The organism is Nonomuraea sp. PA05 (assembly GCF_008086045.1).
In the GTDB taxonomy this organism is placed as follows: domain Bacteria; phylum Actinomycetota; class Actinomycetes; order Streptosporangiales; family Streptosporangiaceae; genus Nonomuraea; species Nonomuraea monospora.
The window spans coordinates 72825-97066 of record NZ_VSEY01000040.1; the positions used below are offsets into that span (position 1 = coordinate 72825).

Genomic DNA, 24242 nt, shown 5'->3' on the forward strand with positions numbered 1-24242 from the left:
CGAGCGGCTCAGGCGCGAAGGCATGATCCAGGAGCCGATGGACGCGAGGCGGCGGCAGGAGGAGATCCGCAAGCTCGCGGAACGCTTCGGGTGTCTGAGCGCCCGCATGTGCGCCCCTTCCGCGCGCGGTGCGTCTGCCCACCTGGCCGGGCACGTCAAGGTCGATGGCTAAGTTAGGCTTACCTAATCTAGCGAGGAGGAGTCCCATGGCGACGGAATCGACCCGGCGTGCCCCCCGGTGCACCACCTCTGTGGTGCTGCGCACCGAGCAGCTGACCCCCCACATGATCCGCGTGGTGCTCGGCGGCGAGGGGCTCGCCGGGTTCAAAGCGGGTGAGTTCACCGACCACTACGTGAAACTGCTGTTCCCGGTGCCCGGCGTGGAGTATCCGGAGCCGTTCGACATGGGGGTGATCCGCGCCGAGCTGCCCCGCGAGCAGTGGCCCACGACGCGGACCTACACCGTCCGCTCCTGGGACCCGCAGGCGCGGGAGCTGGCCATCGACTTCGTCTGCCACGGCGCGCAGGGCCTGGCCGGGCCGTGGGCGATGCAGGCCGAGCCGGGCGACGTGATGCGCTTCATGGGCCCCGGCGGCGGCTACGCGCCCAGCGCCGAGGCCGACTGGCACCTGCTGGCAGGCGACGAGAGCGCCCTGCCGGCCATCGGCGCCGCGCTGGAGCGGGTGCCCGCCGGCGCGCCCGCCAAGGTCTTCGTCGAGGTGGAGGACCCCGCCGAGGAGCAGGAGCTGCCGACGGACTGCGCGGCCGAGGTCGTGTGGCTGCACCGCGAGGGCGGCCAGGTCGGCGAGGCGCTGGTGCGGGCCGTGCGGGAGGCCAAGTTCCTGGACGGCACGGTGCACGCGTTCGTGCACGGCGAGGCGACGTTCGTCAAGGAGCTGCGGCGCTACCTGCGGGTGGAGCGGGCCGTGCCGATGGAGCAGCTCTCGATCTCCGGCTACTGGCGGCTGGGGCGCGACGAGGACGGCTGGCAGTCCTCCAAGCGGGAGTGGAACCAGCAGATCGAGGAGGAAGAGGCGAAGGTGCTGAGCGACTCGCCCGCGTGATGAGCCGGTGACCGTCCGGCCGCACTCCTCCGGCGGCCTGGGCGGTCACCTCCCGGCCGCCGCCGCCGACGCTGACGAGGTCCGGGCGGCGTGGTCTCGTACCAGGTCGTGGGGGCGGTAGCGGCCGGGTGCGATCTCGCGCAGGAGGTGCACGTCCAGGAGCCCTTCCAGTAGCCGCGCCGCACGCGCGGAGGTGGTCCCCAGCGAGGCGGCGGCTTCGTGGACCTCGAAGACGGCGCCGAAGCAGTCCAGCATCCGGTACGCGCGCCGCTCCTCAGGAGCGAGCCCGGCGTAGGACAGGTCCAGGGCGGCGGCCACGTCGTGCCGTCCGGCCCGCAACTCGCCCAGCCGATCGGCCGCCAGCAGGCCGAGCAGGTGCCGCGCGCTCCAGGTGGCGTGCGCACGCAGCCGCGCCCCCGCCACGCACACGGCCAGCGGCAGCCGCCCGCACCGCTCCACGACCTCGCGCAGGACGTCCAGCGGCGCGTCTGCCGCCCGCCCCACCCCCGCCGTCCTGATGAACAGCGCCACGGCCTCCGCCACCGGCGGCACGTCCAGCGACAGGCTCTCTCCCAGGCAAGTCAGGCGCCGCCGGCTCGTCACGATCACCCGGCAGCCGGGCCCGGCGGGCAGCAGCGGGTGCACCTGGTGGTCGTCGGCGGCGTCGTCCAGGACGACGAGGACCCGGCGCTCGGCCAGCACGCTCCGGTACAGCGCGGTGCGGTCGTCGAGGTGGCAGGGGATCCTGTCGCCGGGAACGCCGAGCGCGCGCAGCATGCGGGCCAGCGCCTCGCCCGGCTCGACCGGGGCCGCGCCGGGGGAGTGGGCGCGCAGGTCCACGAAGAGCTGCCCGTCGGGGAAGCGGTGCGCGAGCCGGTGGGCGGCGTGCACGGCCAGCGCCGTCTTGCCGACCCCCGCCATGCCGTCCACGGTCGCCGTCCTGCCGACCCCCGCCGTGCCCGCCAGGCCGTCCATCGTGGAAGTGCCCGCCAGGCCGTCCATCGTGGAAGTGCCCGCGCCGTCCCCCTCCAGGATCGCCAGCTCGCGCGCCCGGCCGACCAGAGCCGTGACGTCGGCGGGCAGCTGGCGGGGGACGATCGCCGCCGCACGCGGCGGACCTTCCCCGGCCCGCTCGCCGTTCCCGTCGTCGGCCGTCACGCCGCGCGCGACGGCGGCCAGCAGCGCCCGCTCCTCCCCGTCCAGCTCCAGCGCCTGCGCCAGGAGCAGGACCGACGTGGTGCGGGGCTGCCGGAGCCCGCCGCTCTCCAGCCTCCGCACGGTCCTGACGTTCAGCCCCGCCCGCTCGGCGAGCTGCTCCTGCGTCAGCAACGCCCGTTTCCGCCATCCCCGCAGCAACGCCCCCGACGTGGGTTCCCCGACTGCGCTCCGCCCGGGGCCGGGCAGAGCAGGTCGTGCTGAGTGCAAAGTGTCTCCCCGACATCCCCCGTTGAGGATCCCCGGCCCGCCCCCGCGCAACCGGCGATCAACTGACAGCAAGGTCCATCAGAACCGCGTTCGCGCCGTTCCAGCCACTGACGGGACGACATTGGACGAAATCGGACGGTACTCGTTTGATGGGGAAAGCCGCGTTTGTCAGAATGACCGCCATGGGCGAACGGGGGGACCATCCGGAGGAGGTGTGCCCCTACCAAGGCCTGGCGCCGTTCGAGACGGGCGAGGCCGAGCTGTTCTTCGGCCGCACGCGCGCCACGCGCGACCTCCTCGACCGCCTGGCCAAGCGCCTGGCCGGGCAGGGCACGATCCTGCTCGTCTCGGGCGCCTCGGGCGTCGGCAAGTCGTCGCTGTTACGCGCCGGCCTGCTCCCCGAGGTGGCGCGGGGGACGCTGACGGGGGCGCGGGAGTGGCGCTGCCTGCTCATCACCCCCACGGCGGACCCGTCGCGCGCACTCACCCAGGCGCTGGACGGGAACGATCCGCGACGGCCGGGCGAGCGCGTGCTCCTGGTGGTCGACCAGTTCGAGGAGCTGTTCACGCTGGTGCCCGGCGAGCGGGAGCGGCAGGCGTTCGTGGCGGCCCTGCACGCGATGGCCGACGGCCCGGACGGCGCCGCGGTGGTGATCGGGGTGCGCGCGGACTACTGGGACCGCTGCGCCGCCTACCCGCAGTTCGCCGAGGCCATCCAGGACGGCCAGGTGATCGTCGAGCCGATGACGGAGCCGGACCTGCGGCTGGCCATCACCGGGCCCGCCGCCGCTGCCGGGCTCACCCTTGAGCCGGGCCTGGTGGAGATCATCCTGGGCGAGCTGCGCGCCGGCCGGGACGCGGGCGGCCGGTTCCAGGCGGGCGCCCTGCCGCTGCTCTCCCAGGCGCTGCGCAACACGTGGGAGCGGCGCGTGGACGGGATGCTCACCGTCCACGGGTACGAGGAGTCGGGCCGGGTGCGCGACTCGGTGCGGCGCACGGCCGACGAGGTGCTCGACCGGCTGCCGCCGCAGGACCGCAAGGCCGCGCTGCGGATCTTCCGCAGGCTGACCCTGATCACGGCGGGCGGCCAGGTGGCGCGGCGCGCCGCACGCCTGACGGAGATCCACGCCGCGGCCTCCTCCCCGGCGGAGGGCCTGCTGTCCGCGTTCGCCGGCCGCCGCCTGCTCACCCTGCACGAGGACACCGTCGAGATCGCCCACGACGCCCTGCTGACCGCCTGGCCGACCCTCCGCCAGTGGCTCGAACCGGACCTGGCCGCCCAGTCCGTCTACGACCGCCTCCTCGACGCCGCCGCCCAGTGGTCCGACAACCACCGCGACCAGGCCTTCCTCTACCGGGGCGGCCGCCTGCTCGCCGTCCAGGACAGCCGCCCCCGCTGGGACCGCGACCCCGACAGCTTCCCGCCGCCCGGCCCCACCGTGGAGGCCTTCCTGGCCGCCTCCGTCAGGGAGGCCAGGCGGGCCGGCCGCCGCCGCAGGCTCGCCGTCACCGGCCTGGCGATGCTCTCGGTGCTGGCCGTCATCGGCGCCGCCACCGCCGTCAACGCGGCCGGCGAGGCCGCCCAGCAGCGCAGGCTGGCGACCTCCCGCCAGCTCGCGGCGCAGAGCGAGGTCGCCGGCGACGTGCCGCTGTCGTCGCTGCTGGCCGTGGCGGCCTGGAAGATCGCGGAGACGGACGAGGCCCGCAACCGGGTGCTGTCGGCGGCCACCCGTACCGGACGGGGCAGCCTCACCGGGCACACCAAGGGCGTCATGGCGCTGGCGTTCAGCGCCGACGGCTCGACCATCGCGACGGGCGGCGACGACGGGACGGCGCGCCTGTGGGACGCGGCGACGCGGCGGCAGCTCGGCGCCCCGATCACCCGCGCCCGCTTCGACTGTTCGAGCGTCGAGCTCGCCCTCAGCCCCGACGGCCGCACGCTGGCCACCGCGTGCCTGAGCACCGTCCGCTTCTACGACGTGGCCAGCCGCCGCGAGATGGGCGCCCCGCTGGAGCACGAGGCGGTCGTGTCGGCGCTCGTGTACGCCCCGGACGGCAGGACCATCGTGACCGGCGACTTCAGAGGCGTCGTCCGGCAGTGGGACACGGCCACGCGCCGCCTCCGCGGGCCCGCCATGGGCCGCCCCGACCACGACAGGAACCTGAGGAGCATCGTCAACGACGTGGTGTTCACCCGGGACGGCGGCACCCTGGCCGTCGCCGCCGGCAAGGCCGTGCGCCTGTGGGACACGGCCACGTCCCGCCCGCGCGGCGCCCCGATCGCCACGCAGCGGGAGACCGTCCTGGACCTCGCCCTCAGCCCGGACGGCGGCACGCTCACGACCTTGAGCCACGACAACGCCCTGCGCCTGTGGAGCATGTCCACGGGCAAGCGGACGGCCGTGATCAGGGACAGGAACACCGGCTTCAACAGCGTCGCCTTCAGCCCCGACGGCACCCGCATCGCCACCGCCGGGCGCACCGGCCGCACCGTCCTGTGGGACACGGCCAGCAGGCGGCAGGTGGTCGCCCTGGCCGACAACGGCATGGGCGTCGAGCAGGTCGCGTTCAGCCCGGACGGGAACCTGCTGGCCGCGGCCGGCGACGACGGTGTGGTCCGGCTCGCCGACCCGCGGACCCACCTGCAGATCGGCCGGCCGATGCCCGCCGAGTCCGCCGTCGCGCTCAGCCGCGACGGCCGCGTCCTGGCCACCGGCGTCCCCGGCAGCCCCGGCGTCCAGCTCTGGGACGTGGCCACCCAGCAACCCCTCGGCCCCCCGCTCACCCCCAAGGGCGCCCGCCGGGGCGTGGCCCAGCTCGCGTTCCTGCCCGACGGGCGTACCCTCCTGTCCTCCAGCCTCGAAGGCATGTGGCTGTGGGACGTCGCGGGCCGCCGGGTGCTCGCGCACGACGCCGCCCTGTCGGGGGTGTGCGAGCTCAGCCCGGACGGCAGGTTCGTCGCCGTGCAGCACGAGAAGGGCATCGTGTTCTGGGACGTGGCGACCCGCCGCCGGTTCGGGCCGCACATCGTGCTCGCCGATCACACCGACGTCATCACGGGGATGGCGATCAGCCCCGACGGCCGTGTCGTGGCCAGCGCGGGCTTCGACGCGCGGGTGCGGCTGTTCGACGTGGCCACCGGCCGCCAGTCGGCGGGCACCCCGCCCGCCGTCGCCGGCGGGCTCGTCAACGACCTGGCCTTCAGCCCCGACGGGGGGACGCTCGCGTTCACCGCCGCCGACGACGCCGTGCGGCTGTGGGACGTGCCGAACCACCGCCCGGCCGGCATCGCCCTGATCGCCGAGGACGACGCGTCCGTCGCGCTCGCCTTCAGCCCGGACGGCGAGATCCTCGCCACCGGCACCGCGCGCGGCGACGTGCTGCTGTGGGACCTGCGCACCTACCGGCCGCTCGGCACCCCGATGACCGGCCACACCAGCGGGGTGAACGCGATCGCCTACCGGCGCGACGGCGCCGCCGTCGCCACCGTGGCCGGCGACGGCACCGCCCGGCTGTGGAACGCCGGCACGCCCGCCGACCTCGTGGGCGCCGCCTGCGCCAACGCGGGCCGCTCACTCACCCGCCAGGAATGGGAGAGCCTCATCAGCCAGGAGGAGTACCGCCCGACGTGTCCGTGACCCTCGACCTCACCACGGGGAGAGCCAGCATGTTCCTGCGAGGCCTCCGGCGCCGGACGGGCAGGCCGGTCCCGGAGCTGGTCGGCCTGTTCCGCTCGATCGTCGACGGCGGCCGCGACTTCCACCCGATCGCCTCCGACTTCCTGGAGCACTTCATGGACGGCGCCGGCGCGTCCAGGACGATGTCGCTGCGCTGGCTGCGCTCGTTCAAGGTGATCAGGAAGGCCGAGCGCAAGAACCAGCGCCGCTTCGAAAGGCAACTCGTGCGGCGCGCCGCGCTGCTGGGCGAGCACGACTCGGCCTGGCTGCACGACTACTGGGACGCCCGGATCAACGCGTTCATCGGCACCGAACTGTTCTACGTGAGCCGGATGAGCCTGCTGCGCTCGCAGGGCTCCTTCGTGCTGACCAGGGACGGGCGGGAGGTGCGGGTGTCCGGCACGGTGCGGCACCGCTGGTTCGACCCCTACGACTGGGACCGGGGCCGGTGGGTCTACATTCCCCGGCACGGGTTCGTGCCCATCGCGGTCGGCAGGGACCTGGTGGAGGCCGACGAGGCGCGCAACTTCCTGATGGAGTCCCGCCACGTGCAGACGCTGGAGGGCGTGTGCCTCCAGGGAGGCCGGCTGCGGCGCGGCCGGGGGAGGTTCACGTGGGCGCTGGTGAGGGCGGGCCGGTGACGGACGCGGAGCGTTCCCGCCCTCCCGGCCCCGAGGAGGCCGGCGACGCGGCCGAGTTCGTCGAGGCGCTGGTCAGGCTGCGGCAGTGGGCGGGGGAGCCGTCCCTGAGCAGGCTGCGAACCCTCGGCGGGCAGATGGCCGCCTCGGACGGGGCCATGGTGGACGCGCTGCCGAAGAGCACCACCTCGCACGTGCTGCGGCAGAACGACCGGCTGCCGAGGTGGGAGTTCGTCAGGGCGTTCGTGACGGCCTGCCTGCGGTCCTGCGACCATCCGGCGGAGCTGATCCCCGGGGAGCTCGAACGGTGGCGGGCGGCGCGGACGAGCCTGGCCGCGCCCGCCGCGCCCCCGCCCGGCGCCGAGGAGGAGACCGCCCGCCATGATCCGGACCCCGCGATCGAGCTGCTGGTCCGGCGCGTGGTGCGGGAGGAGGACAGGGCGCGCAAGGGGCTGCTCGGCGGCTACGACATCGCGCCCGTGTCGTTCGGCCCGCACGGCCCAGAGCACCAGGACGGGGACGACCTCCAGACGATCGGCCGCTTCTTCGGCACCCTGCGCCCCCAGCGACTGATGGTCGTCGGCGAGTCGGGCGCGGGCAAGACGGTCCTCGCCATCGAGCTGGTCCTGCAACTCCTCGAACAACCCGGCCACCCCCGCATGGTCCCGGTCCGCCTCAACGCGGCCCGATGGACGCTGGGCAGCCCCTTCGAGCCGTGGCTGGCCGACCAGCTCGTCCAGGACTACGGGCTCCTGTCCCAGGACGCGCGGCGCCTGGTGCGCGACCGCCGCGTCCTCCCGGTGATGGACGGGCTCGACGAGCTGGACCCCGACCCATCGCCCGGCACCCCGCGCCGCGCGATCGGCCTGCTGGAGGAGCTCAACCGCTACAGCGACCTGTCCGGCCGCCGTCCGGGCGCCGTCGTCGTGACCTGCCGGGCCGACCGCCACGCCGAGCTGCGCGACGCGGGGGCGGGGCTCGGCAACGCCGCCCTGATCCACCTGCACGACCTGACCAACGACCAGATCGCCGCCTACCTGCGCGCCCGCTGGCCGGACGGCCACCCCCGCGCCGTCCACCGCGACACGATCCGCGCGGCGCTGTCGGGTTCGGCGGGCAAGGCCGTGCACGCCGCGCTCGCCACGCCGTGGCGGCTGCTGCTGACCGTCACCGCCGTCGAGTCGGGCGCCGACCCCGGCGAGCTGCTGCGCGCGGACCCGGACGCCGACCCGCACGACGGGGCGGAGCGGATCGCCAGGCGGCTGCTGGAGGCCTATGTCCCGGCCGCGACCCGCCTGGCGCCCCGCGCCGCCCACGGCACCCCGTACCAGCCGGACCAGGTGCGTTCCTGGCTCGTGCACCTGGCGGCCCACCTGCGGTGGCAGGCCGCCCGCACCAGCGGGACGGGACGCCCGCCGCCGGGGCTGACGGCGATCGACCTCGTCCCGCACCTGTTGTGGCCGGTCGGCGGGTGGCGGCTGGTGCGGGCGCTGCACTGCCTGTGCTGCGCGCTCCTGGCGATCACCGCCATGCTGGCCTTCTGGACGGGCTCAGCGGTCGACGGCCCCGGCGACCTCGGCCCAGGGCTGCACCCGGAGCAGATGCTGACCCTGGCGCTCATGGCGTCCTGGGTGGGCATCGCGACCGGCCTTTCACTGTCGTCGTGGCCGGCGGCGGCCGGTGGGCGGGCCAACGTCCCTCCCCGGCGGCGGCTCGCGGGCGCGCTGCTCGGCGCGATGGCGGGCGTTCCCGTGGGGGTGCTCGGCGGCCTGGCCGGGCTCGCCATGACCGGGGGCAGGATCTTCGGGCCCGGCTTCGCCGTCGTCGCGGGCGGGACGGGCGGGCTGACGCTCGGCGCGGTCATCGGGCTCACCGCCGCCGGCCGGGTCGGCGCCGAGCGCATGACCGTCTCCGAGGCGGTCCGCGCCGAGCCCGTCACGCTGCTCGGCTTCGGGCTCTGCGGTGCCCTCACCGGGCTGGCGCCGCTGCGGCTGGCCCATGCCGGCCCCGTCGCGCTGGTCGCGGGGGTGAGCGCGGCGTTCGTCCTGGCCGTCGCGCTCGGGATCGCCTTCAAGATCGCGACCGGCGGGTGGAGCATGGACGCCGAGCTGGCCCACCCGCGCGAGGCGCTGCACCGCAACCCGACGATCGGGTTGGCGTTCGGCCTCACCGGCGGGGTCGCCGCCTTCCTGGTGTTCGTGATGAACCAGGACGTGCTGGAGTCGCTGGTGTGCGCGCTCATCGGCGGCGTCACCTTCGGCCTGGCCTTCGGCGCCGTCGCCTGGACCCGCACCATGATCGGCCTGGCGGTCGCCGCCACGCGCGGGCTGCTGCCGCTGCGGTTGTGGACGTTCCTCGACTGGGCGTGCGAGGCCCGGCTGCTGCGCGTCAGCGGCGCCACCTACCAGTTCCGCCACCGCGAGCTGCAGGACTTCCTCACCTCCGGCCCGCAGGACTTCCGCGACGAGCGGTGAGGGCGCCCTGCCAGGCAGGGCGCCCTCACCTCACGGGTCAGACGCCGAACGCCGCCGGGTAGCGGATGGTCCCCGACGGCACCGGCCGCGCGCCGTCGAAGACGAGGGCCATCATGTACGGGTCCTCGACCTCGAACGGCGCCCGGATCCCGTGACGCGAGGCCGGCACGAACCCGAAGCGCGGATAGTAGGTGGCGTGCCCCAGCACCAGGACGAGGTTCTCGCCCTGCCGCCTGGCCGCCTCCAGCCCGGCGCGGATGGCCGCGGAGCCCGCCCCGTGCCGCTGCGCCTCGGGCAGAACGGCGCACGGCCCCAGCGCGAGAGCCGGAGCCCCGTCCACGTGGCACCGCGTGAACAGCGCGAACCCGGCGACCGGGCCGCCGGGCCGCTGCGCCACCCATGACATTCCGGGCAGCCACGCCGCCGGGTCGGCGCGCAGCGCCTCGACCAGGTCGGCCTCCAGTGCGGTGGGGAAGGCCGCCAGGTTGACCTCGCGGATGGCGGCGAGGTCGGCCGGCGTCTCGGGACGGGTGATCCAGGAGCCGGTGCCGGTGCCGGTGTTGGTCGTCGTCATGATTGCCTGTCCCTGAATCGGTAGGTCGCGCGCAGGTGGCGCGTGATGGCCTTCTGGTGTTCGGTGCGCTCGCCGCGCACCCGCGCGTCCGTGCGCGCCGCCGCCCACGCGTTCTCGCGCAGCAGCTTGCGGTAGCTGGCGAGACGGCGTTCGGCCAGCTCACCCGCCTGGATGGCGGCCTGGACGGCGCAGCCCGGCTCGGTGCCGTGCGCGCAGTCGCCGAACCGGCACTGCTCCGCCAGGTCCTCGATCTCGGCGAAGACCTGCTCCAGGCCGTCGGCGGCGTCGTACAGGCTGATGCCGCGCAATCCGGGCGTGTCGATGAGCACGCCCCCGCCGGGCAGGGGCACCAGCTCACGCCGGACGGTGGTGTGGCGGCCCTTGCCGTCCTGGGCGCGTACCTCGCCGGTGGCCAGCCGCTCGTCCCCGAGCAGCGCGTTGCCGAGGCTGGACTTGCCCGCGCCCGAGGACCCGAGCAGGACGGTGGTGCCGCTCAGCAGCGCCGTCAGGACGTCGACGTTCTGGCCGGTGGTGACGCTGGTGACCAGGACGTCCACGCCCGGCGCCAGCTCGCTCGCCTCCGCGTGCACGGCGTCGGCGTCGGTGGCGGCGTCGGTGGCGGCGTCGGTGGCAAGGTCGGCCTTGGTCAGGACGATGAGCGGCTGGGCGCCGCTGTCCCAGGCGATGGCCAGCAGCCGCTCCAGCCGGGCCGGGTCGAGCGGAGCGGCCAGGGAGACGGCGATGACGACGGTGTCGACGTTGGCGGCGAGCACCTGCCCGTGGGAGGTGCGCGACGCCGACGAGCGCACGATCGTGCTGTGCCGGGGCAGCAGTGTCACCAGCCGCGGCTCGCGGCCTGGGCGCAGCGCCGCCCAGTCGCCCGTGCAGGGCATCAGGATCGGGTCGGACGTGTGCGGCACCGCGAGCGCGGCCCGCACCGGGCCTGACCCGGTGATCGCGTCGCACAGGCCGCGATCGACCCGGGCGATCCGGGCGGGCACGAGCCCGGCGTCGCGATGTTCGGCGAAGGCGTGGTCGAGTGATTCCGTCCAGCCGTACCGGGACAACCCGGCATCGGAAGGACGCGTGAAATGGTCGGACAACGTGAGACACCTTGCGGGAAGGGCCCCGACGAGACGCGAAGGGTCAGACCGGGGCCAGGGACGTGAGGAATGTCCGGGCGCTGCGCACGGCAGCGGTCTTCACCGCGGTCATCAAACCTCACCTCCCTCTCATCCGAGATCCAACACCGAACGAGCGGCAGCTTAGCACGCCATCGGCACCCCGGAGATGTGCACTGTGCACACGCTTGTATAGTCCAAACGGACTTAACGGGCAATAAGGGGACATAACGTGCACTCCGCGCCTACCTCGCGTTCTGGCGGCGGCATCGTCAGCGTGCTCGCCGTCGCCGGCATCGTCGGCTCCCTCATGCAGACCCTGGTGGTGCCGCTGGTCGGCGAGCTGCCCCGGCTGCTCGACGCCAGTGCCGCCGACACCTCCTGGGTGATCACCGTGACCCTGCTGGTCGGCGCCGTCGCCACCCCGGTGGTCGGCAAGCTCGGCGACCTGTACGGCAAGCGCCGCATGATGCTCGCCTGCTCGGTGCCGCTGATCGCCGGATCGGTGGTGTGCGCCCTGGCCGGATCGCTGCTCCCGATGATCGTCGGCCGCGGCCTCCAGGGGCTGGGCGTCGGCATGATCCCCCTCGGCGTCAGCGCGCTGCGCGACCTCCTGCCCCCGCAACGCGTCGGCTCCGCCATCGCGCTGATGAGCTCGTCCATGGGCATCGGCGGCGCACTCGGCCTGCCGATCTCCGCCGCCGTCGCCGAGTACGCCGACTGGCGGATGCTCTTCTGGGGCTCCGGCGCGCTGAGCGTCCTGGTCGCCGTGCTCATCTGGCTGCTCGTCCCGGCCACCCCCGCCCGCGGCCACGGCCGCCTCGACGTCGTCGGCGCCATCGGCCTCGGCATCGCCCTCGTCTGCCTGCTGCTGGGCGTCTCCAAGGGAGCCGGCTGGGGCTGGGGGAGCGGCACCACGCTCGGGCTGCTCGGCGCGGCCGTCGTGGTGGCGCTGCTGTGGGGCCTGTGGGAGCTGCGCGCCCGCGACCCGCTGGTGGACCTGCGCACCACCGCCCGCCCCCAGGTCCTGCTCACCAACGTCGCCTCCGTCCTCGTCGGCTTCGCCATGTACGCGCAGTCGCTCGTCGTCATCCAGCTCCTCCAGCTGCCCGAGGCGACCGGCTACGGCCTCGGCCAGTCGATGCTCGCGGCGGGGCTGTGGCTGGCGCCGTCGGGGCTGATGATGATGGCCGTCTCCTCCCTGGGCGCCCGCCTGTCGGCCGCCCGCGGGCCCAGGACGAGCCTGTTCGCCGGCGCGCTGATCATCGCTCTGGGGTACGGGGCCGCGGTCGGGCTGATGGGGTGGGCCTGGGGGCTCATGGTCGCCAGCAGCGTCGGGAGCATCGGGGTCGGGCTGGCGTACGGGGCCATGCCCGCGCTCATCATGGGGGCCGTGCCGCGGAGCGAGACCGCGTCGGCCAACAGCTTCAACACCTTGATGCGGTCCATCGGGACGTCTGTGTCGGCGGCCGTGGTGGGTGTCGTTCTGTCGCAGATGACGGTGACGCTGGGCGGGCGGGCGTTGCCGTCGGAGTGGGGGTTCCGGACGGCGTTGCTGGTGGGGTGCGGGGTCGCCGTGGTGGCGGCGCTGGTGACACTCACCCTGCCCAAGCCGAGGCGCGCCCCCGAGCCCGCGACAGAGCCCGCCCCTGAGTCCGCCCCTGAGCCCGCTCCTGTGCCTGCGACAAGGCCCGTCTCCGTGCCTGCGGCTGGGCCCGCCCCGGAGCCGCTCGCCATGCCTGTGCCGGTCGATGAGCCGCCTGTGACGCAGGTCTGGCCGCCCGCTCCCGTCCGGATCGGGCACGAGGAGCTGGGCCCGTGGCGGGACGCGTTCCGCCCGTCCACCCCCGCCTGGGACAGCCGCGCGGCGGACCAGCACCCGCACCCCGCGGCCCCCGCGCCGGAAGCCGAGACCACCATCCCCCGCGCCCAGCTCCCCGACCCCCAGCTCGCCGCGCTCCACATGGAGAACGCCGAGCTGCGCGCCGACAACACCGCACTGCGCGAGGAGAACATTGAGCTGCGCGAGGAGAACGAGGCCCTGCGCAAGGAGCTCGACGTCCTCATGCAGGGCCTGTCCACCTGGGTCCAGCACCTGGCCGACGACCGCACGCCGTGAGGCGGCCCGGCCCGGCCGCCCGCCTCCCACGATCCCTGGTTTTTCATGAACGCGAAAAGGCCCGCCGACGGGAATGCCGGCGGGCCTTTTCATTGATCACTTCTTCTTGTGGCAGTGCCACTTGTAGGAGTAGTGGTAGTGGCCCTTCTTGTGGTAGTGCCCCTTCCACCAGTGGCCCGGCTTGTAGTACTTCTTGTACCAGTGCTTGTGCCAGTAGTAGCCGCTCGGGCACTTGACGGACGCGCTGGCCGTCGTGGTGTCGGTGGCCACGCTGGCCTGGGCAGGAGCCGCGGTGGCGAGACCGCTAAGGGCCAACGAGGCGGCCAGTACGCCGCCTGCGAGAAGCTTCCGCATGATTCCTTCCTTTCTCGTGAGATTGCTACTCACCATAGGAAGGTCGTAAATTCCGCTCTATGTAGAATTACCGGCTCGGCGACAATTATTCGCGCTCATGGCAGAGCATGTCGCTGAAGAATTTCTTCAGTCGCGACGGGCGGGAACGTTCTTCAGCACCGCCGCCGCGGCGGCGTGACCCACCTCGAAGGCGGTGTGCAGCAGCGCCGCGTCGCTCTCCAGGCGGCTGATCGCCGGCGAGGCGTCCGGCGGCCGGATCGACAGGACCGCCGGACCGCCGCTCAGCGACGGCCCGTCCAGGTCGTGCTCGGCCAGGAGCCGGTCGTCGGCCGCCAGCCGGGCGTCCCGCGACAGGAACGCCGTCCGCAACGCCGGGGTGTGACGGCGCAGGCCGACGCCCGTGAGGAGACGCGCCCCCAGCGACGGCGACGTACGCACGGCAGCCCTGTCGATCGATCGGCGGGAACGCAGCACGAGCACATGTGTGGCGCCGTCCCGCAGCGCCTGCCGGAACGGGATCGACTCGGCCACACCCGCGTCGTACAGCAACCGGTCGCCGATCGCCACCGGCGGGCCGGCCAGCAGCGGCAACGCGGCGCTCGCCCGCAGCGCGAGCCGGAGGGCGCGCTCGTCGGTCAGCGCCGCGTGCAGATCCACCGACTCGCCCGTCAGCACGTCGGTGGCCAGCGGGTGGAACTCGATCGGGGCGGCCAGCACCGAGGCGAAGTCCAGCGGGAACTCACGGACGTAGACCGTCTCGATCAGGCCCCGCACGTCCACCACGGGACGGGCGCGCAACACGTTGCCGCGGCGGATCAACGCCCTGGCGAACACCGGATCCGTCCAGCCCCGCAGCCCCTCAGGGCGGGTGCTCAGCAGCCACGCACCCGAGATCGCCCCGGCCGAGGCGCCGTAGACGGCGTCGAACAGCGGCAGCAGGCCGAGCTGCTGGATCGCCAGCGCCATGCCCGCCGACACGGTGCCGCGCATCCCGCCGCCCTCGATGGCCAGCGCCACCCGGTGGCCGTCGTTCCTGTCTCCCGGACGGCTCGCCCCGGCGGCCCGGCGCGCGAGCACGGCCAGTATCCGGTGCCGGCTCGTGACGTCCTCCACAACGGTCTCCTCAAGGCATGGGATCAACGGGACCACGACAGATTACGCCGCGGCCGGTCCGCGCTCGCGCGGGGGTGCGGCGCACCCGGGAGCGACCACGTGACCTGCCGCGAGGCTCGCATCGGCACTAGGGTGTCGGCCCATGAACGCGGACACCTGGCTGGAGGACACCCGGACCTCCTACGACACAGTCGCCGTCAGCTACGCCGACCAGCTACGCGAAGCGCTGGGCGCACGCCCCTACCTCCGGGCGGCCCTGACCCTGTTCGCCGACCTGGTCCGCGCCACCGGCGAAGGACCGGTCGCGGACGTGGGATGCGGGCCGGGCCACGTCACGGCCCACCTGCACGACCTGGGCCTGGACGCCTTCGGCGTCGACCTGTCCCCCGCGATGATCGACGTGGCCCGCCGCGACCACCCCCACCTGCGCTTCCAGGTGGGCTCGATGACCGACCTCGACCTCCCGGACGCCTCCGCCGCCGCCCTGCTGGCGTTCTGGTCGCTGATCCACGTCCCCGACGACGCGATCCCCGCCGTCCTCGGCCACTTCCACAGGGTGCTGCGGCCGGGCGGGCCGCTGCTGGTCGGCTTCCACACCGGCGACGAGTCCGTCCTGAAGACGCAGGGGTACGGCGGCCACCCCATGCGGGTGCACGTCCACCGTCGCCGGCCCGAACAGGTGGCGGCGTGGCTGGGCGAGGCCGGGTTCACGGTGGAGGCGCAGTGGCTGCTCGGCCTCGACGAGCGCGCCCCCGGCGCCGTCCTCTTCGCGCGGAAGACCTGACCGGGCCGCGTCACCTGCCGGTGAGCTGCCGATAGTCGCGCAGCGTGATGTTCTCGGCGGTCCTGCGCGCCATGTTCGCCGCCAGGTTCTTGCCCGGCAGGTACGGCAGCAGCCGGTAGTACCGGTTGAGGAACCCCGCCACGAACCGGCTCTGCGGGATCATCAGCTTGGCCACCCCGTCGCCCATCTTCCGGCAGCCCGCCGCGTACTCCCGCATCTCCTCCTCGTAGCGGGCGAAGGCGGCGCGGTGGTCGCCGCCGGCCGCGGCCAGCTCGCCCGCCAGCACGTACGCGCCCACCACCGCCAGCCCCGTCCCCATCCCCGACAGCGACGAGGGACAGTACGCGGCGTCGCCGAGCAGCGCGACCCGGCCACGCGTCCAGGAGTCCATGGCGACCTGGCCGACCGAGTCGAAGTAGAAGTCGGGCGCGTGCCGCATCTCGCGCAGCAGCCGGTCGCTCTCCCAGCCGTTGCCGGTGAACTGCTCGGCGAGGATGTCCTGCTGGCGGGCCGCGTCGCGGCGATCCAGGTCCAGCAGCGGCGAGCCGAAGTAGAAGGCGGCCCTGGCCTCGGTGTTGCCGCGGGCGCTGTACATCGCGACGAGCTTGCCGCCGGTGCGGTAGGCGTGGCCGGTGCGGTCGAGGCCGAGATGGTTCGCGGTGGTGAAGATCGCGCAGTAGACGCCGAGGTGCCTGACGTACCGGTCCTCGGGGCCGAACGCCAGGCGGCGGGTGTTGGAGTGCAGCCCGTCGGCGCCGATGACCAGGTCGAAGCGGCGGGGCGCGGAGCGTTCGAAGGTGACGTGCACGCCGTCGGCGTCCTCGGCGAGTGAGGTGATGGAGTCGCCGAACACGTACTCGGTGTCTTGCCTGGTGGCGTCGTAGAGGATGCGGGACAGGTCGCCGCGGAGGATCTCGACGTCCCCGGCGAACAGGTCGGCCGGGAGTTCGGCCTGGGGCTTGCCCGCGCTGTTGACGTACCAGGTCGAGCCGGTGCCGGTGCGGGCGCGCTCCACGGCGGACAGGATGCCCATGCGGCGCAGCACCGTCAGGTGCGCCTGGCCGCGGAAGTCGACGGCGTAACCGCCGTCGCGGAGGGCGGGGGCGCGTTCGACGATCGTGGGGCGGAAGCCGTAGCGGTGCAGCCAGTAGGCGAGGGCGGGGCCGGCCACGGAGGCGCCGGAGATCAGGATGGTGCGGGTCGTCATGGGACGGAGCTTGGCGGGGGGCGCTCACCGCGGCCTCACCGCGCGCTCACCGCCCTTGCGTCCACGGCCTCTACGAGAGGACTGCCGCCACGAGCGGTTCCGGCAGGCCGAGCAGGCGCAGCGCGTCGGGGACGGAAGCGCCGATCGCGGACGCGGACGCGGCGCTCTGCCGGTACCGGTCGCGGGCCGTGACCTGATCCCCCCGCGCCTCGGCGACCCGGCCCAGCCCGGCCAGCGTACGAACCCGGTTGCCGACGCTCTTGACCCAGTGCGGGTCGATGCGTTCCAGCGCGTCGGTGTACAACCGCTCGGCCTCCCCCAGCTCGCCCCGCGCGAGAGCGAGGTCACCGAGCCCGCGCAGAGCGGCGGACAGCCCGGCAGGGCTCCCGGCACGACGGGCCAGACCGGCCGCCCTGGCGTAGTCGGCGCCCGCGGCCTCAGGATCCTCGGCGGCGAGGTGATCGCCCCGGTTGACCAGCAGGTCGGCGCTGTCCTCCAGGGCGCCGAGCTCGTCGGTGAGCGCGAGGGCCTCGTCGGTCAGCTCGACGGCCCGCGCACGGTCGCCGCGCCCGGCCGCCAGGCCCGCCAGGACGTCGAGGGCCAGCGCGGTCCCCCAGCGGTCGCCGAGCGCGCGGTACCCGTCGGCGGCCAGGTGGAAGGCGTGTTCGGCCGGGTCTGGCTCCTTGCCGCCGAGGTGGCCGAAGCCTGTCACGTACAGGGAGGTCGCGCGCGCCCACGGGTCCGGGTTGTCGCGCTGGGCGGCGACCAGCTCGTACGCGTCGTGCGGCTCCGCCTCGCTCGCGTTGTGCATGATCCACAGCAGCAGCGCGGCCGGATGCCTGCCGGACCGATCGCCGGGCCATGCGGCGGCCAGCGCCTCGCCCGCCGCCGCGCGGTGCCGCCGCCAGGCCGGGCGTCCGGCGGTGGTGGAGGCGGCGACGAGCACGCACGTCGCGTACTCCTCGCCCAGGCCGGGCGGGGGCGTGTCGCCGATCGTGCCGAGCAGCGTGATGGCGTGCGGCGCCGCCGAGGCTGACACGCCGCGGATCCACAGGTACGTCGAGATCGCCCCGATCAGGCGCAGCGCCGTCTCAACGTCCCGCGCCGCCACTGACCGGCGCAGCGCCGCCATCAGGTTGTCGTGCTCGGCGGCGAGGGCCGGCAGCCAGTCGAGTTGCTCGGCCCGCCGCAGCCACGGGTCGGCGGTCCGCGCCAGGTCGAGGTAGTACCGGGCATGGGCACGCCGGGCGGCCTCACGCTCGCCTGCCGCGTTCAGTCGTTCGGCGCCGTACGCGCGGATCGTCTCCAGCATGCGCAGCCGCCCGCCACCCACCGCCTCCAGCAGCGACTTGTCCACCAGCGACTCCAACGTCTCCTCATCGGTGCCGCACACCGCCACCGCCGCACCGGCCGTGGCGCCGCCCGCGAAGACCGTGAAGCGGCGGGCGGCCCGTTGCTCCCCGGCCGACAGCAGCGCCCAGCTCCAGGCCACCACCGACCGCAGCGTCCGGTGCCGCTGGTCGGGGGTGCGGTTGCCGCGGGCGGCGACGCCGAGCAGGTCGTCCAGACGGCCGGCCAGGTCGTCGAGGTCGAGGGTGCGCAGTCTGGCCGCCGCCAGTTCGACGGCCAGCGGGAGGTCGTCGAGGGCCGCGCAGATCCGCCGGACGAGCGTGGGGTCGGGCACGAAGCCGCGCCGGGCGGCGCGGGCCCGGTCGGTGAACAGCCGGGCCGCTGCCTCGCCGTTCAGCGGGCGGACCTGCCGGATGTTCTCGCCGATGATGCCGAGCGGTTCGCGGCTGGTGGCCAGGACACGCAGTCGTGGGCCGGTCGCCAGCAGGCGGGCCACCAGGGCGGCGACGTCGTCCACGAGGTGCTCGCAGTTGTCGAGGACGAGGAGGAGCGGCCGGTCCGACAACGCTGAGACGAGGCGTTCGACCGGTGTCCGGGGGCCGTCGGCGAGTTGCAGCCCGTTCTGGCGGAGGCCGAGCGCGTTCAGAAGTGTCTGTGCGAGGCCGGTGCCGTCACGCAGGGGCGCCAGCTCCGCGAAGCACACCTCGCCGTCCGCCGTGGCGGCGAGCTCGACGGACAGGCGGGTCTTGCCGACGCCGCCCGGCCCGGTCAGCGTGACCAGCCGGGTCACCCGCAGGAGTTCGGTGATCTCCGCCATTTCGTCGTCGCGGCCCACGAACGAGGTGAGCTGGGCGGGAGGCGGGGTGGGCGCCGGTGACGGGCCGGCGCTCAGCAGTTCCAGGTGCAGCTCCGCCAGTTCGGCCGATGGGTCGGCGCCCAGTTCCCCGGCCAGCCGCCGCCTGGTCTCCTCGAAGACCACCAGAGCCTCGGCCCGCTCGCCGCCCGCCGACAGCGCCCGCATGAGCAGCCCCGCCGGGCGTTCCCGCAGCGGATGCCGTTCGACCAGCTCCCGCAGCTCAGGCACGACCGCGCGGTGCTCGCCGAGGAGCAGTTCCGCCTCGATCCGGTCCTCCAGCGCGCCGATCCGCGACTCCTCCAGCCGCACAGCCGCGGCCCGCGCCCGCTCACTGTCCGGCAGCCCGGCCAGCGCGGCCCCCCGCCACAACGCCAGCGCCGCCGTCAGCGCCGTCACAGCCCGCCGGACCTCACCAGAGCCCAGCGCGGCCCGCCCCTCGGCGGCGAGCCGTTCGAACCGGCAGGCGTCCACGTCCTCGTCGGCGGCCAGCAGCCGGTACCCGGCGCCGGCCCGCTCGATCGGAGCCTCCGCCCCCAAGCAGGCCCGCAGCCGGGACACCTGTGAATGCAGCGCATGCGCCGACGGCACCCCGGCAGGCCCGAGTTCGGCCGCGAGCCGTTCGGCGGGCACGACCGCCCCCGGCCGCACCAGCAGCAGCGCCAGGAGGGCCCGGCGGGCGGGCCCGCCCAGCGGCACCTCGGCCCCGTCGTCGCGCCACGCCCTGGTGTCACCGAGGATCCCGAACCGCATGCCGGTGATTATCCCCGGTGCGCCGGATCAGCGTCCGACGGGGAAGTTGGCGCGCAAGACGCCGTGCGGGTCGTGGTGCCGCTTGATCCGGCGGAGCCGGGCCAGGGCGCCGGGGGAGAAGGCGTCGGCGGCGCTCTCGTCAGGCCCGAGGAAGGTGTACGGCTTGCGCCCGCTGACGGGCAGCGCCGAGGCGAGGTCGCGCTGCCGGGCGGCGACGGCCGCGGCCGTCTCCGCGTCAGCGGGGATGCCGAACATGTAGAGCGCGTACGGCTCGGTCAGCGCCCCCTGCGGCGTGTCGGACGGGCGGGTGAACGCGCCGCCCAGGTGCCGGACCTGGACGCTGAGCAGCGGCGCGATCGGGTCGGCGAGCAGCGACTTGGCCGCCGCGTCGTCCAGGACGGTGAGCAGTTCCGCGCGGGAGAGACCGGGCCCGGGGTCGGTGGGTTCGGCGGTGATGCCGCCGAGCTCGGACACCGGCATGACCCCGCGGGTGTCGGACAGCGGCCGGGCCAGGCGGTCGAGCGGCGCCAGCAGGTCACGGGCGGCGTCCGGCCGGCCGAGGTACGTGGCGTCCACGGCGACCATGGGCGCGGAGCCGGGGAAGTGCAGCAGGTCCAGCCAGACCGTCAGCTCGTCCGGCGCGCCGGCGGTGATCCGCCGGTAGGCGTCCAGTACCTCCTCCGCGTGGGAGCCCGCCCACAGGACCCGCCCGCCGAACAGGTGCGGCGCCGGGTGCAGGGCCAGCTCCAGCGCGGTGACGACGGCGAAGTCCCCGCCTCCGCCGCGCAACGCCCAGAACAGGTCGGGGTCGGAGTCCGCGGTGACGCGCCGGGCCCGGCCTTCCGCGTCCACCACGTCCAAGGCGGTGACCGCGTCCGCGACCCACCCGTGCGCGCGGCCGAACCAGCTCAGCCCCCCGCCGAGCGCCACGCCCGCCACGCTGACGACGGGGGAGCTGCCCGGCAGCCCCGTCAGGCCGTACCGGGCGGCGGCGGCCTGGAGGCGGCCGGACGCCACGCCCGCACCGATCCGGGCACGGCGGGCCACCGGGTCGATCTCCAAGGTGTCCAACCGGCCGGTGCGCAGCAGGATCGTGCCCGCGGCGCTGCCGGACGCGCCGTGCCCGTTCGGCTGGACGGCGACGCTCAGCCCGGCCGACCGGGCGTGACGGACGAGCGCGGCGACGTCGTCGGCGTCGGCCGCCTCGACCACGGCCGCCACCGGTTGTCCGACGGCCAGGTTCCAGGGGCGGTGCGCGGCGTCGAAGCCGGGGTCTCCCGGCAGCAGGACCGGGCCGCGGACGACGGTGCGCAAGGCGTTCATCGTGTTCATGCACCCAACGCTACGGCCGGAAAAGACCCGATATATGGTGCATTCTCGTGGCAGATTCGTGGGTCAATCTGGCGGAGCGGCTCGGCAGTGACCTGCACCTGGAGCTGGCCGGCCCCGGTAGCCGCCGCGCCGTGCTCACCCGCGCGCCGCGCGACGCGCTCTGCCGCGTCCTGTCACGCTGCGCGGATCACCAGCGGGCCCAGGGGCTCTCCGCGCCACCGCCCCAGGTCGTGGTGCCCGCCGCCCGCCACCGCTGGCGCACGTCCACCTTGGCGCCGGTGCGCGGGGCCCGCAGAGTGAACGGGCCGCACGCCGCGACGCCGCCGTCCGGCGGGGTGAGGCCGACGCAGATGAACGGCTGGGAGAGGTTCGCGTCGGCGTCGGTGTCGTAGAGCTGCACGTGGACGTCGGAGCGTGCGGAGCCTCTGATCTGGCCCTTCAGGTGGATGGTGTCGCCGACGACGGCCATGCAGGGCGACATCTCCGCGCCGCTGCCGACGGCCAGCCACGAACGGCACTTCCACACCGGCGCGGGGGGTTGTGACGGCGGCTGCTCCTCCGGCTCCACCTCGGGGGACGTCTGTGCGGGCTTCGGCGTGCGGACGCGGCGCGTGGGCGGTTTCGTCGAGGGCGGCGGGGTCGTGGGGGCCGAGACGGTTTCCTGCTTCGGCTCGTCCTCAGGCTCCCTGCGCTTTTTGAGGTTCTTCGGCGACGGCGTGGGGACTTCCGGGCTGGGTGTCACGACCGATGGGTTCGCCGCCTCGCCGGTCGGGGAAGTCGAGGGAGCCGCGCTCGCCTTCGGTGCCCGCCACGGGGCGGCGACGGCCACCGCCGCGCCGGCCAGGACCAGCGCCGCTGCGGCGGACGCGGCGATCACCAGGCGCTGACGGGGCCGGCCGCGCCCTTCCGACGTCACCGTGTTCTCTCCAGGAACCGGCGGTGTCCGGCCGGGCGGCGGCGCTGGAGCGGCCGGGAGGGGCTCGGACGTCGTGGAGACGGCCTCGTCCCTGGGCACCGGCGGCAGGGCGGGCAGCCCGGTCAGCGACGGCCCCGCCTCCTTCAGCGCCGCCGCCACCGCCAGAGCGCTGGGACGCCCGGCCGGGTCCTTCAGGACGCAGGCCTGGACGAGCGCCCACAGCGGGCCGGGCATGCCGGGCAGCCTGCGCGGCGCGGCCGTGGCGTGCTGGCGGAGCAGCGCCATCGGATGGTCGCCCACGAACGGGGGACGCCCGGCGAGCAGCTCGTACAGGATGAGGCCGAGGGCGTAGACGTCCACGGCCGCGCTGGGAGCGGCGCCGTCGGCCACCTCAGGAGCCAGGTAGGCGGGCGTGCCGATGACCGCGCTGGTCTGGGTGAGGCCGGGGCCGTGCACGATGCGGGCCACCCCGAAGTCCGTCAGCCGCACCTGCCCGGTGGCCGCGTCGATCAGGACGTTGCCCGGTTTGACGTCCCGGTGCACGACGCCGACGGCGTGCGCGACCGCCAGCGCGTCGGCGACCTGGGCCATCAGCCGGGCCGCCTCCGCCGGAGGCAGGGTGCCGCGCTGCCGGAGCAGCCCGCGCAGATCGCCGCCCTCCACCAGGTCCATGATCAGGGCGAGGCGGTCGCCCTCGATGACGAAGTCGCGGACGGCGACGATGTGGGGATGGCGCAGGGCGCGCATCACGTTGCGTTCCTGCACGAACCGCAGGACGAGGTCACTGTCGCCGGCCAGGCCGTCACGCAGCAGCTTGACCGCCACAAGCTCCCCGGTGTCCCGCTGCCGTGCCCGCCAGACCGTGCCCATCGCGCCGCCGCCGATCTCGTCCAGCAGCACGTACCCGCTGCCCAGGGACTCGGCCCCGCCCCGCACCATCGGTGATGATCCCCCTCCGCCGTGTGGAGATCAACAATAGTCAGGTCGGTGAGCCGCCAGGAAGATCACCAGCTCACGCCCTGGCCTGGTCCGTCGGGCGGATGAGGAGCTCGTTGACCGCGACGTGCTCCGGCTGCGTCACCGCGTACAGGACGGCGGCGGCGATGTCCTCCGGCCGCAGGGTGCGCATGGAGCCGGCCATCTCCTGGGCGGCGGCCCTGATCGCGGGGTCGGTGATGTGGCCGGCCAGCTCGGTGGCGACGAAGCCGGGCTCCACGACCACCACGCGCACGTCCTGCTCGGTGACCTCCTGCCGCAGCGCCTCGGAGAAGGCCGTGACCCCGAACTTGGTGGCGGCGTAGACGGCGCTGAAGGCCGACGCGGTGCGGCCCGAGGTGGAGGAGACCTGCACGACGACGCCCTTGCGCGCCAGCAGGTGCGGCAGGGCCGCGTGGACCGTGAACATCGAGCCGAGCAGGTTGGTCTCGACCATGCGCGTCCACTGCCGGGTGTCCGCGCCCGCGATGGGGCCGCTGAGCATCACCCCGGCGTTGTTCACCAGGATGTCCAGGCCGCCGAACCGCTCAATGGTGGCGGCGACCGCCGCCCGTACCGACTCCTGGTCGGTCACGTCGAGGTCGAGGGGCAGCGTCTCGCCGGGCGCCTGGCCCGCCAGGGCCTTCAGCCTGTCGGCGCGCCGCGCGCCGACCGCGACGCGCGCCCCGGCCGCGGAGAGTGCCAGCGCGGTGGCCTCGCCGATGCCCGAGGACGCTCCGGTGACGAGGGCGACCTTGCCGTGCAGCGTGGTGTTCATGTGTTCACTCCAATTCCTTAAGCGGACCGGTCGGTCACTTTTACTGTAACGGATGAAACGGACCGATGGGTCACCTTGCGCTAGGGTGGTGAGCGGAAAGGAGGCGCATGGCTGGGACGACGTCCGCCGCCTCGCCGCGCAAGGACGCGGTGCGCAACCGGCGGCTGCTGCTCGACACGGCGGCGGAGATGTTCGCCGAGCGCGGCGTGGAGGTGTCCATCGGTGAGATCGCGCAGCGGGCCGGGGTGGGGAAGGGCACGGTCTTCCGGCACTTCCCGTCCAAGGACGACCTGCTCGCGGCGATCATGCTGGGGATCCTCGGCGAGCTGAGCGAGGCCGGGAACGCGTTGCTCGAAGCCGAGGACGCCGGTCCGGCGCTGCGCCGGTTCATGACCACCTGCGTGGAGACCTTCGTCGGTGACCGCGCGTTCTGCGAGACCGTGGGGCGGCCGTCCTTGCAGCACGCGGAGGTGCGTGAGGCGATCCATCGGCTGTGCGGCGTCGCGGAGGCGCTCACCGCCCGGGCCCGCGCGCAGGGCGCGGTCCGGCCCGGGATCACCGGCATCGACGTGGTGCTGCTGGTGAGTGGCGTCCAGCACACGGCCGAGCCGCTGCTCGCCGCCGAACCGCAGGCGTGGCGGCGCTACCTGGAGCTGGCCATCGACGGGATCACCGCCGACACCGGGCGCGAGCTGCCGCACCCGCCGCCGGACGGCCTGCCCCTGGCTTGAGAGA

The 24242-nt window shown here is 74.3% G+C and carries 17 protein-coding genes; 7 read left to right on the forward strand and 10 right to left on the reverse strand.

Annotated features, from left to right (window positions below):
- The first annotated feature begins 206 nt into the window (after positions 1 to 206).
- Entirely contained in the window at positions 207 to 1064 is an 858-nt protein-coding gene (locus tag FXF51_RS45720; RefSeq protein WP_148441073.1) for a siderophore-interacting protein, read from the forward strand.
- 45 nt (positions 1065 to 1109) lie between these two features.
- On the opposite strand, the gene FXF51_RS45725 is transcribed toward FXF51_RS45720, so the two are convergent.
- Positions 1110 to 2561, reverse strand: a complete 1452-nt coding sequence (locus tag FXF51_RS45725; protein WP_148441074.1) for an ATP-binding protein — start codon at positions 2559 to 2561, stop codon at positions 1110 to 1112.
- A gap of 110 nt (positions 2562 to 2671) precedes the next feature.
- Between FXF51_RS45725 and FXF51_RS45730 the strand changes: the two genes are divergently transcribed.
- From FXF51_RS45730 to FXF51_RS45740, 3 genes are read left to right on the forward strand one after another with little or no spacing between them, the layout of a single operon-like run.
- Entirely contained in the window at positions 2672 to 6127 is a 3456-nt protein-coding gene (locus FXF51_RS45730; RefSeq protein ID WP_148441075.1) for a WD40 repeat domain-containing protein, read from the forward strand.
- Positions 6118 to 6807 (forward strand): hypothetical protein, encoded by a 690-nt coding sequence (locus FXF51_RS45735; protein WP_148441076.1) that lies wholly within the window; start codon positions 6118 to 6120, stop codon positions 6805 to 6807. Before FXF51_RS45730 ends, FXF51_RS45735 begins: the two co-directional genes overlap by 10 nt.
- Positions 6780 to 9278, forward strand: coding sequence for an NACHT domain-containing protein (locus tag FXF51_RS45740; RefSeq protein ID WP_148441077.1), 2499 nt, complete (start codon positions 6780 to 6782; stop codon positions 9276 to 9278). The genes FXF51_RS45735 and FXF51_RS45740 overlap by 28 nt, the downstream gene beginning before the upstream one ends.
- Before the next feature lie 37 nt (positions 9279 to 9315).
- Here FXF51_RS45740 and FXF51_RS45745 read toward each other — a convergent pair whose 3' ends face one another.
- Both FXF51_RS45745 and rsgA read right to left on the reverse strand, forming a co-directional pair.
- Complete coding sequence (locus FXF51_RS45745) at positions 9316 to 9852, reverse strand: GNAT family N-acetyltransferase (protein WP_148441078.1); 537 nt, start codon at positions 9850 to 9852, stop codon at positions 9316 to 9318.
- Positions 9849 to 10955, reverse strand: a complete 1107-nt coding sequence (gene rsgA / locus FXF51_RS45750) for a ribosome small subunit-dependent GTPase A (protein WP_148441079.1) — start codon at positions 10953 to 10955, stop codon at positions 9849 to 9851. The genes FXF51_RS45745 and rsgA overlap by 4 nt, the downstream gene beginning before the upstream one ends.
- Before the next feature lie 250 nt (positions 10956 to 11205).
- Here rsgA and FXF51_RS45755 point away from each other — a divergent pair, with 250 nt between their 5' ends.
- Positions 11206 to 13092 carry an MFS transporter gene (locus FXF51_RS45755; protein ID WP_262380274.1) on the forward strand — a complete coding sequence of 629 codons (1887 nt, stop codon included), beginning with the start codon at positions 11206 to 11208 and terminating at the stop codon, positions 13090 to 13092.
- Positions 13093 to 13188: 96 nt separating this feature from the next.
- On the opposite strand, the gene FXF51_RS45760 is transcribed toward FXF51_RS45755, so the two are convergent.
- Entirely contained in the window at positions 13189 to 13446 is a 258-nt protein-coding gene (locus FXF51_RS45760; RefSeq protein ID WP_148441080.1) for a hypothetical protein, read from the reverse strand.
- A gap of 126 nt (positions 13447 to 13572) precedes the next feature.
- On the reverse strand, positions 13573 to 14559 hold the full coding sequence (locus FXF51_RS45765; protein WP_222871769.1) for a patatin family protein: 987 nt from the start codon (positions 14557 to 14559) through the stop codon (positions 13573 to 13575).
- A gap of 142 nt (positions 14560 to 14701) precedes the next feature.
- Here FXF51_RS45765 and FXF51_RS45770 point away from each other — a divergent pair, with 142 nt between their 5' ends.
- Positions 14702 to 15343 (forward strand): class I SAM-dependent DNA methyltransferase, encoded by a 642-nt coding sequence (locus FXF51_RS45770; protein ID WP_148441081.1) that lies wholly within the window; start codon positions 14702 to 14704, stop codon positions 15341 to 15343.
- A gap of 10 nt (positions 15344 to 15353) precedes the next feature.
- Here the strand turns inward: FXF51_RS45770 and FXF51_RS45775 are convergent, their stop codons facing one another.
- From FXF51_RS45775 to FXF51_RS45795, 5 genes are all read right to left on the reverse strand, one after another.
- Positions 15354 to 16550, reverse strand: coding sequence for an FAD-dependent monooxygenase (locus tag FXF51_RS45775; protein ID WP_148441082.1), 1197 nt, complete (start codon positions 16548 to 16550; stop codon positions 15354 to 15356).
- Positions 16551 to 16620: 70 nt separating this feature from the next.
- Positions 16621 to 19506 (reverse strand): BTAD domain-containing putative transcriptional regulator, encoded by a 2886-nt coding sequence (locus FXF51_RS45780; protein ID WP_148441083.1) that lies wholly within the window; start codon positions 19504 to 19506, stop codon positions 16621 to 16623.
- Positions 19507 to 19533: 27 nt separating this feature from the next.
- Entirely contained in the window at positions 19534 to 20838 is a 1305-nt protein-coding gene (locus FXF51_RS45785; protein ID WP_148441084.1) for an FAD-binding oxidoreductase, read from the reverse strand.
- Positions 20839 to 21025: 187 nt separating this feature from the next.
- Entirely contained in the window at positions 21026 to 22693 is a 1668-nt protein-coding gene (locus FXF51_RS45790; protein ID WP_148441085.1) for a serine/threonine-protein kinase, read from the reverse strand.
- Positions 22694 to 22766: 73 nt separating this feature from the next.
- Positions 22767 to 23507, reverse strand: coding sequence for an SDR family NAD(P)-dependent oxidoreductase (locus tag FXF51_RS45795; RefSeq protein ID WP_148441086.1), 741 nt, complete (start codon positions 23505 to 23507; stop codon positions 22767 to 22769).
- Between the two features lie 107 nt (positions 23508 to 23614).
- On the opposite strand from FXF51_RS45795, the gene FXF51_RS45800 reads away from it, so the two are divergent.
- Positions 23615 to 24238 carry a TetR/AcrR family transcriptional regulator gene (locus FXF51_RS45800; RefSeq protein WP_148441087.1) on the forward strand — a complete coding sequence of 208 codons (624 nt, stop codon included), beginning with the start codon at positions 23615 to 23617 and terminating at the stop codon, positions 24236 to 24238.
- Positions 24239 to 24242: the final 4 nt, after the last annotated feature.